Here is a 14716-nt window from a genome sequence, read left to right as displayed (position 1 = left end):
GAGAGAAGGACCCGATATGGCCCCCAAGAAAAAGGTCACCGGCCTCATCAAGCTCCAGATCCAGGCAGGCGCCGCCAACCCGGCCCCGCCGATCGGTCCGGCGCTTGGTCAGCACGGTGTCAACATCATGGAATTCTGCAAGGCGTACAACGCCGCCACGGAATCCCAGCGCGGAAACGTGATCCCGGTTGAAATCACGGTCTACGAAGACCGTTCCTTCACCTTTATCACCAAGACCCCGCCGGCCGCCGAGCTGATCAAGAAGGCCGCAGGCGTGCAGAAGGGTTCGGCTACCCCGCACACCAACAAGGTTGCGAAGCTGACCCAGGCGCAGGTCGATGAGATCGCCGGCACCAAGATGGCTGACCTCAACGCCAACGACATCAAGGCTGCCGCCAAGATCATCGCCGGCACCGCCCGTTCCATGGGCATCGAGGTGGAGGGCTAAACACCCTCAACCCGGAGGCCGCAGGACAGATGTCCAGCAAGGCCTTCACCAAGACAATTCACAAAACGACGGCGACACAGCTCGCCACAGGTGGGAACACCGCCGTCGTTGTGGCAGGGCCGGGCGCGGTCCGCAGACCACAACTGCACAAGGAGAAAAAGCAGATGGCAAAGCGCAGCAAAGCATATGAGGCAGCTGTAGCCAAGATCGAGGCGGACAAGGTTTACGCCCCGGTCGAGGCAATCACTCTCGCCAAGGAGACCAACCCGTCCAAGTTCGACGCGACCGTCGAGGTGGCTTTCCGCCTCAGCGTCGACCCGCGCAAGGCAGACCAGATGGTCCGCGGCACGGTGAACCTGCCGCACGGCACCGGCAAGACCGCCCGCGTGCTGGTCTTCGCCACCGGCGACAAGGCCGAGGCCGCTATCGCCGCGGGCGCCGACTTCGTTGGCTCCGACGACCTGATCGAAAAGATCCAGGGCGGCTGGACCGACTTCGACGCCGCCGTGGCGACCCCGGAACTGATGGGCAAGGTCGGCCGCCTGGGCAAGGTCCTCGGCCCCCGCAACCTGATGCCGAACCCGAAGACCGGAACGGTGACCCCGGACGTTACCAAGGCCGTCAACGACATCAAGGGCGGCAAGATCGACTTCCGCGTCGACAAGCACGCCAACCTCCACTTCATCATCGGCAAGGTGTCCTTCGACGCCAACAAGCTGGTGGAGAACTACGCCGCCGCCCTGGAAGAGGTGCTGCGCCTGAAGCCCTCGGCCTCCAAGGGCCGGTACATCGCGAAGGCCACCATCACCACCACCTTCGGCCCGGGCATCTCCGTGGACCCGAACGTCACCAAGGTGGCCGTGGAGGCCTAACCGGGACTTCAGGTTCGCCGGCAACGGCGGACACTTCGGCTATGGCCGCAGCAGATGCTGCGGCCATAGCCCGTTTAAGCGGGAGATAGTGCGGCGCGGCGGGATGCAGTAGTGTGATTGGCACTACTCAATCACTGCCTCGCGCCGAGGAGCACGCATGCCCACGACCTCGATCACGATCGCGCCGCTGCCGATCCCGCCCGCCCTTCAGGGCCCGGGCGGTGCGGACTTTGCCGCCTCCGCCGAGCTGGCCAACCTGGTCAACGGGCTGATCTGGGGCAACAACGATTTCTGGGTGAGCCCGGCAGTGAGGCTCGAGGGGGCGCGGCCGAACGACTACTCGGTGACGTATCTCTGGGCGGCCAGGGACGGGGACCGGCACGTCGGGCGCGCCCTGCTCGAGCTGTCGCTGCGGGACAACCCGCGCAACGGGTACGTCTTTGTGGCCGTACATCCCGACTACCGGCGTCGGGGCGTGGGAAGCAGGCTGCTGGCCGAAGCCGAGGCCTGCGCCGCCCGCCGGGGCCGGACCACCCTGCAGGCCTGGAGCGAACATCCTGCCGGATTCGATCCAGGAGGCCCGGACATGCTCCGGCCGGGGACCGGGTCCGGGGCCCTGCCGGCGTCCGCGCCGGCCGTGCGCTTCGCGCTGGCCGGCGGCTTCCGGCTCGAACAGGTGGAGCGATGCAGCAGGATGCCGCTCCCCGCCGACCAGGACAGTCTGGCGGCCCACGCGTCGGCGGCTGCCGGGAAGGCCGGCGCGGACTACCGCCTGGTCGAGTGGGCCGACAGTTGCCCGCCGGACTGGGTGGACCAGTACGCGGCCCTGCGGCAGCGGATGAGCACCGACGTCCCGCTGGGTGACCTGGACTACGAGGAAGAGGCGTGGGATGCCGCCCGCGTCCGCCACCATGAGGAGGAGCTGCGGCGCAAGGGCGGCCGCTGCCTGGTGGTCGCGGCCGGGCATGTGCCCAGCGGCCGGCTGGTGGGCCATACGGTGCTGGAATTCTTCCCGGAGCAGCCCGAGGTGGTCTTCCAGGAGGACACGTTGGTGCTGCGGGCCCACCGCGGCCACGGCCTGGGCCTGTGGATCAAGGCCCGCAACCTGCAGCGGGTGGCGGAGGCGTGGCCGCAGGGGCGCCGGCTCTACACCTGGAACGCCGACGAAAACAGCCACATGCTGGACATCAACACCGCCCTCGGCTTCGCTCCGGCCGGGTACGAGGCCGCCTGGCAGAAGAAGCTGCGTCCGGGGCCGCAGGCCGGGGAGACCCGCCCGGCCGGCGCCGCGTGACGGCGTACCGGGCGTGTTCGTACACGTGTCGCCGGAGCGTCATGCTACGCGCCGGTAACCGGCAGCGGCGGTTACGATGTCAGCGCGCCGGCATGCTGCCGGGTGTGGCGGGAGGGCCGATGGAACGCAGGACGCTGGTTGACACGGTGGCGGAAGACCTGCTGGAGCAGATCATCGCCGGCCGGATGGCGCCCGGCGACGCGCTGCCCACCGAAGCCGAGATCGCCGCCCGGTCGCAGGTCAGCCGGCTGACTGTCCGGGAAGCCCTCACCATGCTGCGGGCGATGAACGTGATCAGCATCCAGCGGGGCCGCGGCACCTTTATCAATCCGCCCGGGTCGTGGACCTCGGTCGAGGCCGTCGTCCGCGCCGCGGCGCACAGCATGAGCGACTCCGCCGCCTCGCGGCAGTTGCTCGAAGTGCGGCGCCTGGTCGAGTCCGGGGCCGCCGCGCTGGCTGCGCTCCGCCGCACCGCTGCGGACCTGGAGTTGCTGCGCGGGGAGTTGGAGTCGATGGCCGCCGCGGACGCCGCGGGCGACGCGGATGCCTTCGTCGAAGCCGACCGGCTGTTCCACACGGTGGTACTCAAGGCGTCCGGCAATATCCTCTTTCCGGCGGTCTTCGTGCCGATGGGCCGGGTGCTGGCCGACGCGCGGCGGGAAGCGTTTGGGGCGCAGGCCGTGCGCACCCGCACCCTCGCCATGCACCGCAGGGTGCTCGCCGCCGTCGAAAGCGGGGACGCCCAGGGAGCCCGCGAGGCGATGGAGGATCACGTGGACCAGGTCCAGGACGACCTCGACGCCAATGCCGCCGGCCCGGCGAGAGCCTCCGCGCTGCGGTCGGCCGCCGGCTGATCCGTCCGGGGGTGCAGTCGTGGGCGCGGCTCCGGGCCGCCGATTTGGCGTCCGGCGGCAGGATCCCGTAGCCTTGAAGAACCAAAGACCGTCGGTCGTTGAATTCCTCCACGTTTTCAACCGAAAGTCCCATGCCTGGGACGGCCTGCGCAGGTGAACGAAGCATTGCCCCGCCGCCGTAACTCCGGTGCGGGAACCATGCCCCGTGCGCCTGCATGGGGCGTTTTTTATGCGTGCGACCCGAACCACCGGCACTATTCCCCGGAAGGAGGGTTATGGCAACGCCAACCAAGGTGGCAGCCGTTGAAGAAATCACCAGCGATTTCAAGGAATCCAGCGCTGCAGTCCTAACCGAATACCGCGGGCTTACCGTTGCACAGCTCAAGGAGCTGCGTGTTTCTCTCGGCCAGGACACCAAGTTCTCGGTCGTCAAGAACACCCTGACTGGCATTGCAGCCAAGGAAGCCGGCATCGACGCGTTCGAAGGCCAGCTTTCCGGACCCACTGCTATCGCCTTCATCAAGGGTGACGCCGTTGCAGCCGCCAAGTCCCTGACGGATTTCGCAAAGTCCAACCCGCAGCTCATCATCAAGACCGGTATCTTCGAGGGGAAGGCCCTGGATGCAACCGCCGTTGCTGCGCTGGCCGCTCTCGAATCCCGCGAGCACCAGCTGGCCCGCGTCGCCGGTGTCCTCAAGGCGCCGATGTCCGCACTGGCCCGCACCCTCGATGCGCTGCGCATCAAGCAGGAGGAGAACGGCGGCGCCGCTGCCGAAGCTCCGGCCGAAGCTGCCGAAGCCGAAGCTCCCGCTGCCGAAGCAACCGAGGCCCCGGCCGAGGCTGCCGCCGAAGAGCAGTAAGACTCTTCACCAACCAACTCTTGGTGCGGACACACCAGCCGCATCACCTATCAGGAAGGACGCCAACCATGGCGAAGCTCACCAACGAAGAGCTCATTGAAGCTTTCAAGGAACTGACCATCATCGAGCTCTCCGAGTTCGTCAAGCTGTTCGAGGAGACCTTCGACGTCACCGCTGCAGCCGTTGCCGTTGCGGGCCCCGCAGCCGGCGGCGCCGGCGAAGCCGCTGCTGAGGAGCAGACCGAGTTCGACGTCGTCCTCGAAGCTGCCGGCGACAAGAAGATCGCAGTGATCAAGGAAGTCCGCGCGCTGACCTCCCTGGGCCTCAAGGAAGCCAAGGACCTGGTCGACAGTGCTCCGAAGGCCGTCCTCGAAGGCGCCACCAAGGAAGCCGCCGACAAGGCCAAGGAAGTTCTCGAGGCTGCCGGCGCGACCGTCACCCTCAAGTAAGCTCTCTTTAGCTTCCGCAAAGCCCCGCCGCCCCACCGGGCGGCGGGGCTTTGTGCTGTGCGGGCCGGAACCAGCAGCCGGTGCCCCGGCGGCTCAGCGGGCCCGGCGGGCTCAGGCCGGGTCGGAGATGTCGGCGACGGTGGCGCCGAGCGCGGAGGTCAGCGCATCGGCGTCGACGAAGGCGGAGTAACCGTGTTCCCCGGCGCCCAGCGATATCCGCCGGCCGCGGATGGACTCGTCGGCGTACACGGGCCAGGCCGTGCTGCTGCCCAGCGGGGTGATGGTGCCGCGCCGGTATCCCGTCGCCGTGTAGGCAACATCGGCGTGCGGCAGCGAAAGTTTGTTGACCCCCAGCAGCGAGCGGAGCTTGGGCCAGGAGATCTGCCGGTCGCCGGGGATGAGGGCGAACAGGAACGAGCCGTCCTTGTGCTTGATGACCAGGGTCTTGACGATGTCGGCCTCGGCGATGCCCAGCAGTTGCGCGGCCTCGGCGAGGCTGCGGGCGCCGGAGCGTTCGGCGACGTCGACCTTCAGGGAGTGGGCTTGGGCGCCGGCCAGGAAACGCTGCAGGCCGGCCGGCAGGGCAGGGGCACCGGAGTCGTTGCTCATGCCCGGTTCAAGCCCCGGCGCCCGCCCGGTATTCCCGGCCGGGCCGCCGGGGGCCGCCCGGAACCGCTAGTCCCGGTAGAGCAGCAGCGCCTCGCCCTGGCCGCCGCCGCCGCACAGGGAGACCGCGGCCTTGCCGGTGCCGCGCCGGCGCAGTTCCAAGGCGGCCGTCAGCGCCAGCCGGGTGCCGGAGGCGCCGATCGGATGGCCCAATGCGATGGCCCCGCCGTGGATGTTGCACTTCTCCAGCGGGTAGTCCAGGTCCTGCAGCGACTGCACCGCCACGGCCCCGAAGGCTTCGTTGATCTCGATGAAGTCCAGGTCGGCCGTGGTCCAGCCCGCACGCTTGAGCGCCTGGGTGATCGCGTTGGACGGCTGCGACTGCAACGAGGTGTCCGGTCCGGCCACCTGCCCCGGACGGCCGACGACGGCGAGCCAGTCCAGGCCGTTGTCCTCGGCAAAGCCGCGGGTCGCGACCACGACGGCGGCCGCGCCGTCGGACAGGGGGGAGGAGTTACCGGCGGTGATAGTGCCGTCCTTGGCAAACGCCGGGCGCAGCGGGGCCAGGCTTTCCACGCTGGTCTGCGGGCGGACACCCTCGTCGCTGTCGACCACCAGGTCCTCGCCCTTGCGCTGCGGCACCGCGACCGGGACGATCTCGTCGTCGAAGACCCCGTTCTTGGCGGCGGCGGCGGCGCGCTGGTGGGAGGCGGCGGCCACTTCGTCCTGCGCTTCGCGGGGAATGCCCAGCTCGGCGTTCCGGCGCTCGGTGGAGACGCCCATCGACTCGTGGTCGAAGGCATCCGTGAGGCCGTCGTGGGCGGTGGCATCGAGGGCGGTCAGGCTGCCGTAGGTCCAGCCCTGGCGGGAACCGGGCAGCAGGTGCGGGCCGTTGGTCATCGACTCCTGACCGCCGGCCACCACCACCTGCGCCTCGCCGCAGCGGATCAGCCGGGCGGCGTCGGTGACGGCGGCCAGCCCGGAGAGGCAGACCTTGTTGATCGTCACGGTCGGCACGTTCCAGCCCAGCCCGGCGGCGATGGCCGCCTGCCGGGCGGGGTTCTGGCCGGCGCCGGCCTGGATGACGTGCCCCATGATGACCGCGTCCACCTGTTCGGGGGCGACGCCGGAGCGGTCCAGCGCCGCGGCGATCGCTTTGCCGCCGAGCTGGACGGCGGTGAAGGACGCGAGCTGGCCGTTCAGTCGTCCCGTGGGCGTGCGTGCGCCGTTCAGGATGACGACGTCGTCGCGGCTGCTGTTGTTCTCGGCCATGGTGTCGATGCCTCTTTTCCGCGCCTGTGGCCTGCGCAAGCAGGGGCCACATGGCTGCTGCCGTGGGTATGATCTGCTTCACAGATTACCCGTGTTTGGGCAACTCGCCTGGAGCGCGGGCCGGAAATTGCGGGCGGGCCGGTATATGCTGGTGGCGTTGTCCCGGGGAAGACAACCGCGAAGACGCCCCTTTCGCACCGCGTTTCGCACCGCAGGCCGCTCGAATCCCGATGGCGGGGGAGCGGTGACTGGTGCCTGCCCGGCATGTTGGACAAGCCGCGACGCGGTGCCGTACACTAAGTATTTGCGTCTTCCCTCAAAACCTTTGGCCTTCATATAGCGGTGGGCTTCGCCACGCCCTATCTGTGTTTAACTGCAGATCGTGCGGCGGGCAAGGATCATATAGCGGATCCAGGTGATGTCCGGACCCCATTCGGGGTGCCGGCGGTGCGGAAGCGCAGGACAAGCCTGAAGGTCTGTGGAAGGATCCCTCTTGGTCGCCTCGAGCACCTCTAATACCGATACCGCTAACAGCCTGCTGGACGCCTCGTCGAACGACGGAGCAACCCGGCGGCTCTCATTCGCCAAGATTCACGAACCTCTTGACGTTCCCAATCTGCTCGCCCTTCAGACCGACAGCTTCGACTGGCTGGTCGGCAACGAACGCTGGAAGGCGCGCGTAGCCAAGGCCCAGGAAGAAGGCCGCCAGGGTGTGGCCGGCACCTCCGGCCTCGCCGACATCTTCGAAGAGATCTCCCCGATCGAGGACTTCCAGGGCACCATGTCCCTGAGCTTCTCGGAGCCGGAGTTCGCCGATCCGAAGTACACCATGGCCGAGTGCAAGGACCGCGACGCCACGTACTCCGCGCCGCTGTACGTCAAGGCCGAGTTCATGAACAACAACACGGGCGAGATCAAGCAGCAGACCGTGTTCATGGGCGACTTCCCGCTGATGACCGACAAGGGTACCTTCGTCATCAACGGCACCGAGCGCGTCGTCGTCTCGCAGCTGGTCCGCTCGCCTGGCGCCTACTTCGAGAAGACCGCCGACAAGACCAGTGACAAGGACATCTTCACCGCGAAGATCATTCCGTCCCGCGGCGCCTGGTTCGAGCTGGAAATCGACAAGCGCGACCAGGTCGGCGTCCGCCTCGACCGCAAGCGCAAGCAGTCCGTGACCGTGCTGCTCAAGGCCCTGGGCTGGACCGAGGGCCAGATCCTGGAGACCTTCGGCGAGTACGACTCCATCCGCGCCACGCTGGAGAAGGACGCCACGCAGACCCAGGAAGAAGCCCTCCTGGACATCTACCGCAAGCTGCGTCCGGGCGAGCCGCCGACAGTCGAGGCTGCCCAGTCCCTGCTGGACAACCTGTACTTCAACCCCAAGCGCTACGACCTGGCCAAGGTCGGCCGCTACAAGATCAACCGCAAGCTGGGCATCGACAAGCCGCTGACGGATCCGGACGCCTCGGTCCTGAACAATGACGACATCGTCGCCATGATCAAGTTCCTGGTCGCCCTGCACGCCGGCGAGACCACTATCCCGGGCAAGCGCGACGGCGCCGACCACGACGTCCGCGTCGAGATCGACGACATCGACCACTTCGGCAACCGCCGCATCCGCGCGGTCGGCGAGCTGATCGAGAACCAGGTCCGCACGGGCCTCTCCCGCATGGAGCGCGTGGTCCGCGAACGCATGACCACGCAGGATGTCGAAGCGATCACGCCGCAGACCCTGATCAACATCCGCCCCGTGGTGGCAGCGATCAAGGAATTCTTCGGCACGTCGCAGCTGTCCCAGTTCATGGACCAAAACAACCCGCTGGCCGGCCTGACGCACAAGCGCCGCCTGTCGGCGCTGGGCCCGGGCGGCCTGTCCCGCGACCGCGCCGGCATGGAAGTCCGTGACGTGCACCCCTCGCACTACGGCCGCATGTGCCCGATCGAGACTCCTGAAGGCCCGAACATCGGCCTGATCGGCTCGCTGGCCTCCTACGGGCGGATCAACGCGTTCGGTTTCATCGAGACCCCCTACCGCAAGGTCGTCGACGGCCAGGTCACCGACCAGGTCGACTACCTCACGGCCGATGATGAGATCGAGTGCGTGATCGCCCAGGCGAACGCCCCGCTCACCGAGGACCTGCACTTCGAAGAGGACCTGGTCCTCAGCCGGGAGCGCGGCGGCGGCGGCGAGCCGGTGCTCGTGCCTGCCACCGAGGTCGACTACATGGACGTTTCCCCGCGCCAGATGGTGTCGGTGGCGACCGCCCTGATTCCGTTCCTGGAGCACGACGACGCCAACCGCGCGCTGATGGGCGCGAACATGCAGCGCCAGGCCGTGCCGCTGCTGCGTTCGGAAGCCCCGCTGGTGGGCACCGGCATGGAGCGCTACGCGGCTGTCGACGCCGGCGACTCCGTGGTTGCCGCCAAGCCGGGCGTGGTCACCGAGGTCTCCGCGGACCTGGTTACCGCCCTGAACGACGACGGCACCGAGACCCGGTACCCGATCATGAAGTTCGCCCGCTCCAACCAAGGCAACGCGTACAACCAGCGCGTCCTCGTCTCCGAGGGCCAGCGGCTGGAAACCGGCAGCATCATCGCCGACGGTCCGTCCACCGACCAGGGCGAACTGGCGCTGGGCAAGAACCTGCTCGTGGCCTTCATGTCCTGGGAGGGCCACAACTTCGAGGACGCGATCATCCTGTCGCAGCGCGTGGTCTCCGACGACGTGCTGACCTCCATCCACATCGAGGAGCATGAGGTTGATGCCCGCGACACCAAGCTCGGTGCCGAGGAAATCACCCGCGACATCCCGAACGTGTCGGAGGAAGTGCTCTCCCAGCTGGACGAGCGCGGCATCATCCACATCGGCGCGGAGGTCGACGCCGGCGACATCCTCGTCGGCCGCGTGACCCCCAAGGGCGAGACCGAGCTGACCCCGGAAGAGCGCCTGCTGCGTGCGATCTTCGGCGAGAAGTCCCGCGAAGTGCGCGACACCTCCCTGAAGGTCCCGCACGGCGAGTCCGGCACGGTGATCGGCGTGCGGATCTTCGACCGCGACAACGACGACGAGCTGCCCCCGGGCGTGAACCAGCTGGTGCGCGTGTACGTGGCGCAGAAGCGCAAGATCACGGACGGCGACAAGCTCGCCGGGCGCCACGGCAACAAGGGCGTCATCTCCAAGATCCTGCCGGTCGAGGACATGCCGTTCCTGGAAGACGGAACCCCGGTCGACGTCGTGCTGAACCCGCTGGGTGTCCCCGGCCGCATGAACGTGGGCCAGGTGCTGGAAATCCACCTCGGCTGGGCCGCGAAGCAGGGCTGGAACATCGAGGGCAACCCGGACTGGGCCAAGGACCTGCCGAACCTGCCCCGCCAGTCGGGTCCGACGACGGTGGCCACGCCGGTGTTCGACGGTGCCAGCGAGTTCGAGATCACCGGGCTGCTGGATGCCACCAACCCGACCCGCGACGGCGAGCGCCTGATCGGCGCCTCCGGCAAGGCCCGTCTGTTCGACGGCCGCTCCGGCCAGCCGTTCCCGGATCCGGTGTCCGTGGGCTACATGTACATCCTGAAGCTGCACCACCTGGTGGACGACAAGATCCACGCGCGTTCCACCGGCCCGTACTCGATGATCACCCAGCAGCCGCTGGGCGGCAAGGCGCAGTTCGGCGGCCAGCGCTTCGGCGAAATGGAAGTGTGGGCCCTGGAGGCCTACGGCGCCGCGTACACCCTGCAGGAACTGCTCACCATCAAGTCCGACGACATCCACGGCCGCGTCAAGGTCTACGAGGCGATCGTCAAGGGCGAGAACATCCCGGAGCCGGGTGTTCCCGAATCCTTCAAGGTGTTGATCAAGGAAATGCAGTCGCTCTGCCTGAACGTGGAAGTACTCTCCACCGACGGCACCGCGATCGAAATGCGTGACTCGGATGAAGAAGTCTTCCGGGCCGCGGAAGAACTGGGCATCGACCTTTCCCGGGCCGAGCCGAGTTCCGTCGAAGAGGTCTAGCCGCGCCGGCCGGCCGCCGGTGCCTTGGAGCACCGCGGCCGGCCCGCGCACGGCGCCCCTCTTTCCGTAACCCGACAGACTTTCAGATTTAGAGAACAAGAGAGAACAGGGACCATATGTCCAGCGAATCCTCCTTCGGCCTCATGCGCATCGGCCTTGCCACCGCGGACGACATCCGCGACTGGAGCTACGGCGAGGTCAAGAAGCCGGAAACCATCAACTACCGCACCCTGAAGCCCGAGAAGGACGGCCTCTTCTGCGAGAAGATCTTCGGACCTTCCCGCGACTGGGAGTGCTACTGCGGCAAGTACAAGCGCGTGCGCTTCAAGGGCATCATCTGTGAGCGCTGCGGCGTCGAGGTCACCCGTGCCAAGGTCCGCCGCGAGCGGATGGGCCACATCGAGCTGGCCGCCCCGGTCACCCACATCTGGTACTTCAAGGGTGTCCCCTCCCGCCTGGGCTACCTGCTCGACCTGGCGCCGAAGGACCTGGAGAAGGTCATCTACTTCGCCGCCTACATGATCACCAGCGTGGACGAGGAGCGCCGCCACGAGGAACTGCCCAACCTGCAGGCCGAGCACGACCTGGAGAAGAAGCAGCTGGCCGATACCCGCGACTCCGACATCGCGGCGATCGCCAAGGACCTCGAGGACGAGCTGACCCGCCTGGAGGGCGAGGGCGCCAAGGCCGCCGAGAAGAAGAAGGCCCGCGACTCCGCCGACCGCCAGATGGCCAACGTGCGCAAGCGTGCCGACGCCGAGATCGAGCGCCTCGACATGGTCTGGGACCGCTTCAAGAACCTCAAGGTCGCCGACCTCGAGGGCGACGAGGGGCTCTACCGCGAGCTGCGCGACCGCTACGGCCTCTACTTCGAAGGCGCCATGGGTGCCGAAGCCATCAAGAACCGCCTCGAGAACTTCGACATGGCTGCCGAGGCCGAGTCCCTGCGCGACATCATCAAGAACGGCAAGGGCCAGCGCAAGACCCGCGCCCTGAAGCGGTTGAAGGTGGTCAACGCTTTCCTGACCACCACCAACTCGCCGCTGGGCATGGTGCTGGACGCCGTTCCGGTGATCCCGCCGGAGCTTCGCCCGATGGTGCAGCTGGACGGCGGCCGCTTTGCGACCTCCGACCTGAACGACCTGTACCGCCGCGTGATCAACCGCAACAACCGCCTGAAGCGCCTGCTGGACCTGGGCGCGCCGGAAATCATCGTCAACAACGAAAAGCGGATGCTGCAGGAAGCCGTGGACTCGCTGTTCGACAACGGCCGCCGCGGCCGACCGGTCACCGGGCCGGGCAACCGTCCGCTGAAGTCGCTGTCCGACATGCTCAAGGGCAAGCAGGGCCGCTTCCGGCAGAACCTGCTGGGCAAGCGCGTCGACTACTCCGGCCGTTCCGTGATCGTGGTCGGCCCGCAGCTGAAGCTGCACCAGTGCGGCCTGCCCAAGCAGATGGCGCTGGAGCTGTTCAAGCCGTTTGTCATGAAGCGGCTGGTGGACCTGAACCACGCGCAGAACATCAAGAGCGCCAAGCGGATGGTGGAGCGCTTCCGCCCGCAGGTGTGGGACGTGCTCGAAGAGATCATCACCGAACACCCGGTGCTGCTCAACCGTGCACCAACCCTGCACCGGTTGGGCATCCAGGCGTTCGAGCCGCAGCTGGTCGAAGGCAAGGCGCTGCAGCTGCACCCGCTGGTGTGCGCCGCGTTCAACGCCGACTTCGACGGCGACCAGATGGCCGTGCACCTGCCGCTGAGCCCCGAGGCCCAGGCCGAGGCGCGCATCCTGATGCTCTCCTCGAACAACATCCTGAAGCCGTCGGACGGCCGTCCGGTGACCCTGCCCTCCCAGGACATGATCATCGGCCTGCACCACCTCACCACCAAGCGCGAAGGCGGAACCGGCGAGGGCCGTGTCTTCGCCAGCCCGGCGGAGGCCATCATGGCCCACGACGCCGGCGAGCTGCACCTGAACTCCGTCGTCAAGATCCGCGTGCCCGGCTTCGTGCCCAGCGCGGACCAGCCGGCACCGGAGGGATGGGAAGAGGGCCAGGAAGCGCTGATCGAAACCTCGCTCGGCCAGGTCATCTTCAACGACACGCTGCCCGATGACTACCCCTGGGTGGCGCGCGTGGCGGACAAGGGCCAGCTCTCGGCGATCGTGAACGATTTGGCCGAGCGCTACCCGAAGGTCGTCACCGCGGCGACGCTGGACAACCTCAAGGACGCCGGGTTCTACTGGGCGACCCGTTCCGGCGTGACCGTGGCGATCTCCGACATCGCGGCCCCGGCCGAAAAGGCCGCCATCATGGAGGGCTACGAGACCCAGGCCGCCCGCGTCGAGTCCCAGTACAACAAGGGCCTGATCGCCGACGACGAGCGGCGCCAGGAACTGATCGACATCTGGAACAAGGCGACCAACGAGGTTGCCGACGCGATGCGGAAGAACCTGACCAAGGAGAACACCATCAACCGCATGGTGTCCTCCGGTGCCCGTGGCAACTGGCTGCAGGTCCGCCAGATCGCCGGTATCCGTGGTCTGGTGGCCAACCCGAAGGGCGAGATCATCCCGCGCCCGATCAAGTCCTCCTACCGCGAGGGCCTGTCGGTGCTGGAATACTTCATCGCCACGCACGGTGCCCGCAAGGGCCTGGCCGACACCGCGCTGCGTACCGCCAACTCGGGTTACCTGACCCGCCGCCTGGTGGACGTCTCGCAGGACGTGATCGTGCGCGAAATGGACTGCGGCACCGAGCGCGGCCTGAACACGGTCATCGCCGAAGCCGACCACAACGGTGAACTGCGCCGGCACGAAGAGGTGGAGAACTCCGCTTACGCCCGCACGCTGGCCACCGATGTGGTGAACTCCGAGGGCACCGTGGTGGCCACGGCAGGCGCCGACGTCGGCGATGTGCTGATCCAGGAACTGATCGACGCCGGCATCACCGAGATCAAGGTGCGCTCCGTGCTCACCTGTGAGTCCGCCGTCGGTACCTGCGCGCTCTGCTACGGCCGCTCGCTGGCCACCGGCAAGACCGTGGACATCGGCGAGGCGGTCGGCATCATCGCCGCCCAGTCGATCGGCGAGCCCGGTACCCAGCTGACCATGCGTACCTTCCACACCGGTGGCGTAGCCTCCGCGGAAGACATCACCCAGGGTCTGCCCCGTATCCAGGAGCTCTTCGAAGCCCGTACCCCCAAGGGTGTCGCGCCGATGGCCGAAGTGGCCGGACGCGTGTCCATCGAGGACGGCGAACGCCAGATGCGCGTCATCGTCACCCCCGATGACGGCTCGGAAGAGATCGCCTACCCGGTGCTGCGCCGTGCACGCCTGCTGGTCGAAGACGGCCAGCACGTGGACGTCGGCCAGCAGCTGGTCACCGGTGCCAAGGACCCGAAGCAGGTGCTGCGTATCCTCGGCCCGCGCCAGGCGCAGAAGTTCCTGGTGGACGAGGTCCAGAGCGTGTACCGCAGCCAGGGCGTCGGCATCCACGACAAGCACGTGGAAGTCATCGTCCGCCAGATGCTGCGCCGCATCACCGTGATCGAGTCCGGCGAGACCGACCTGCTGCCGGGCGAGCTGGCCGAGCGGAGCCGCTTCCAGGCGGAGAACCGCAAGGCCGTCTCCGAGGGCAAGCAGCCGGCCAACGGCCGTGACGAGCTGATGGGCATTACCAAGGCCTCGCTCGCCACCGAGTCGTGGCTGTCGGCCGCGTCCTTCCAGGAGACCACCCGCGTCCTGACGCAGGCGGCGATGGAGGGCAAGTCCGACCCGCTGCTGGGCCTGAAGGAGAACGTCATCATCGGTAAGCTGATCCCGGCCGGCACCGGCCTGGACCGGTACACCCAGGTGTCGGTGGAGCCGACGGAGGAAGCGAAGGCCAACCTGTTTACCGGCCCGAGCGCCTTCGGCGACTTCGACTACGCCGGCGCCGACGGTTCGCTGACGCCCGAGTTCCACGCCATCCCGCTGGATGACTACGACCTGGGCAGCGACTACCGCTAGCCGCCAGTATGGAACCGCCTCCTGCTCCCCGATACCGGGGCG

At 67.5% G+C, this 14716-nt stretch carries 10 protein-coding genes; 8 read left to right on the top strand and 2 right to left on the bottom strand.

Annotated elements, in window-relative coordinates; genetic code table 11:
• Nucleotides 1-16: 16 nt before the first annotated feature.
• The 6 genes from rplK to rplL all read left to right on the top strand — a co-directional run bounded on the left by rplK (nucleotide 17) and on the right by rplL (nucleotide 4777).
• Entirely contained in the window at nucleotides 17-448 is a 432-nt protein-coding gene (gene rplK, locus AC5RVG_RS03575; RefSeq protein ID WP_493979247.1) for a 50S ribosomal protein L11, read from the top strand.
• A 164-nt stretch (nucleotides 449-612) separates the two neighbouring features.
• Nucleotides 613-1320, top strand: coding sequence for a 50S ribosomal protein L1 (gene rplA / locus AC5RVG_RS03570; protein ID WP_494000506.1), 708 nt, complete (start codon nucleotides 613-615; stop codon nucleotides 1318-1320).
• Nucleotides 1321-1477: 157 nt separating this feature from the next.
• Complete coding sequence (locus AC5RVG_RS03565; RefSeq protein ID WP_494012737.1) at nucleotides 1478-2614, top strand: GNAT family N-acetyltransferase; 1137 nt, start codon at nucleotides 1478-1480, stop codon at nucleotides 2612-2614.
• A 119-nt stretch (nucleotides 2615-2733) separates the two neighbouring features.
• Nucleotides 2734-3468, top strand: coding sequence for a FadR/GntR family transcriptional regulator (locus tag AC5RVG_RS03560; RefSeq protein WP_494000504.1), 735 nt, complete (start codon nucleotides 2734-2736; stop codon nucleotides 3466-3468).
• Nucleotides 3469-3743: 275 nt separating this feature from the next.
• Entirely contained in the window at nucleotides 3744-4328 is a 585-nt protein-coding gene (gene rplJ / locus AC5RVG_RS03555) for a 50S ribosomal protein L10 (protein WP_494012736.1), read from the top strand.
• A gap of 68 nt (nucleotides 4329-4396) precedes the next feature.
• Nucleotides 4397-4777 carry a 50S ribosomal protein L7/L12 gene (gene rplL, locus AC5RVG_RS03550; protein ID WP_494000502.1) on the top strand — a complete coding sequence of 127 codons (381 nt, stop codon included), beginning with the start codon at nucleotides 4397-4399 and terminating at the stop codon, nucleotides 4775-4777.
• Nucleotides 4778-4888: 111 nt separating this feature from the next.
• Here the strand turns inward: rplL and AC5RVG_RS03545 are convergent, their stop codons facing one another.
• Nucleotides 4889-5386: an aminoacyl-tRNA deacylase gene (locus AC5RVG_RS03545; RefSeq protein ID WP_494012735.1), complete on the bottom strand. Its 498-nt coding sequence runs from the start codon at nucleotides 5384-5386 to the stop codon at nucleotides 4889-4891.
• Nucleotides 5387-5452: 66 nt separating this feature from the next.
• Complete coding sequence (locus AC5RVG_RS03540; protein ID WP_494012734.1) at nucleotides 5453-6655, bottom strand: acetyl-CoA C-acetyltransferase; 1203 nt, start codon at nucleotides 6653-6655, stop codon at nucleotides 5453-5455.
• Nucleotides 6656-7148: 493 nt separating this feature from the next.
• Here AC5RVG_RS03540 and rpoB point away from each other — a divergent pair, with 493 nt between their 5' ends.
• The gene (gene rpoB, locus AC5RVG_RS03535; RefSeq protein WP_494000499.1) at nucleotides 7149-10667 is read left to right on the top strand and encodes a DNA-directed RNA polymerase subunit beta; all 3519 of its coding nucleotides are present in this window, start codon (nucleotides 7149-7151) and stop codon (nucleotides 10665-10667) included.
• Between the two features lie 116 nt (nucleotides 10668-10783).
• Nucleotides 10784-14674 carry a DNA-directed RNA polymerase subunit beta' gene (locus AC5RVG_RS03530; protein WP_494012733.1) on the top strand — a complete coding sequence of 1297 codons (3891 nt, stop codon included), beginning with the start codon at nucleotides 10784-10786 and terminating at the stop codon, nucleotides 14672-14674.
• Nucleotides 14675-14716 lie beyond the last annotated feature (42 nt).

The sequence above is a fragment of the Arthrobacter senegalensis genome (assembly GCF_059091765.1).
The sequence above is the reverse complement of the archived record's forward strand: the minus strand, read 5'-3'. Positions and strand labels throughout refer to the sequence as shown.

Coding starts and splice junctions, on each gene's coding strand:
- rplK (WP_493979247.1), top strand. CDS start 17: ATGGCCCCCAAGAAAAAGGTCACCGGCCTCATCAAGCTCCAGATCCAG.
- rplA (WP_494000506.1), top strand. CDS start 613: ATGGCAAAGCGCAGCAAAGCATATGAGGCAGCTGTAGCCAAGATCGAG.
- AC5RVG_RS03565 (WP_494012737.1), top strand. CDS start 1,478: ATGCCCACGACCTCGATCACGATCGCGCCGCTGCCGATCCCGCCCGCC.
- AC5RVG_RS03560 (WP_494000504.1), top strand. CDS start 2,734: ATGGAACGCAGGACGCTGGTTGACACGGTGGCGGAAGACCTGCTGGAG.
- rplJ (WP_494012736.1), top strand. CDS start 3,744: ATGGCAACGCCAACCAAGGTGGCAGCCGTTGAAGAAATCACCAGCGAT.
- rplL (WP_494000502.1), top strand. CDS start 4,397: ATGGCGAAGCTCACCAACGAAGAGCTCATTGAAGCTTTCAAGGAACTG.
- AC5RVG_RS03545 (WP_494012735.1), bottom strand. CDS start 5,386: ATGAGCAACGACTCCGGTGCCCCTGCCCTGCCGGCCGGCCTGCAGCGT.
- AC5RVG_RS03540 (WP_494012734.1), bottom strand. CDS start 6,655: ATGGCCGAGAACAACAGCAGCCGCGACGACGTCGTCATCCTGAACGGC.
- AC5RVG_RS03530 (WP_494012733.1), top strand. CDS start 10,784: ATGTCCAGCGAATCCTCCTTCGGCCTCATGCGCATCGGCCTTGCCACC.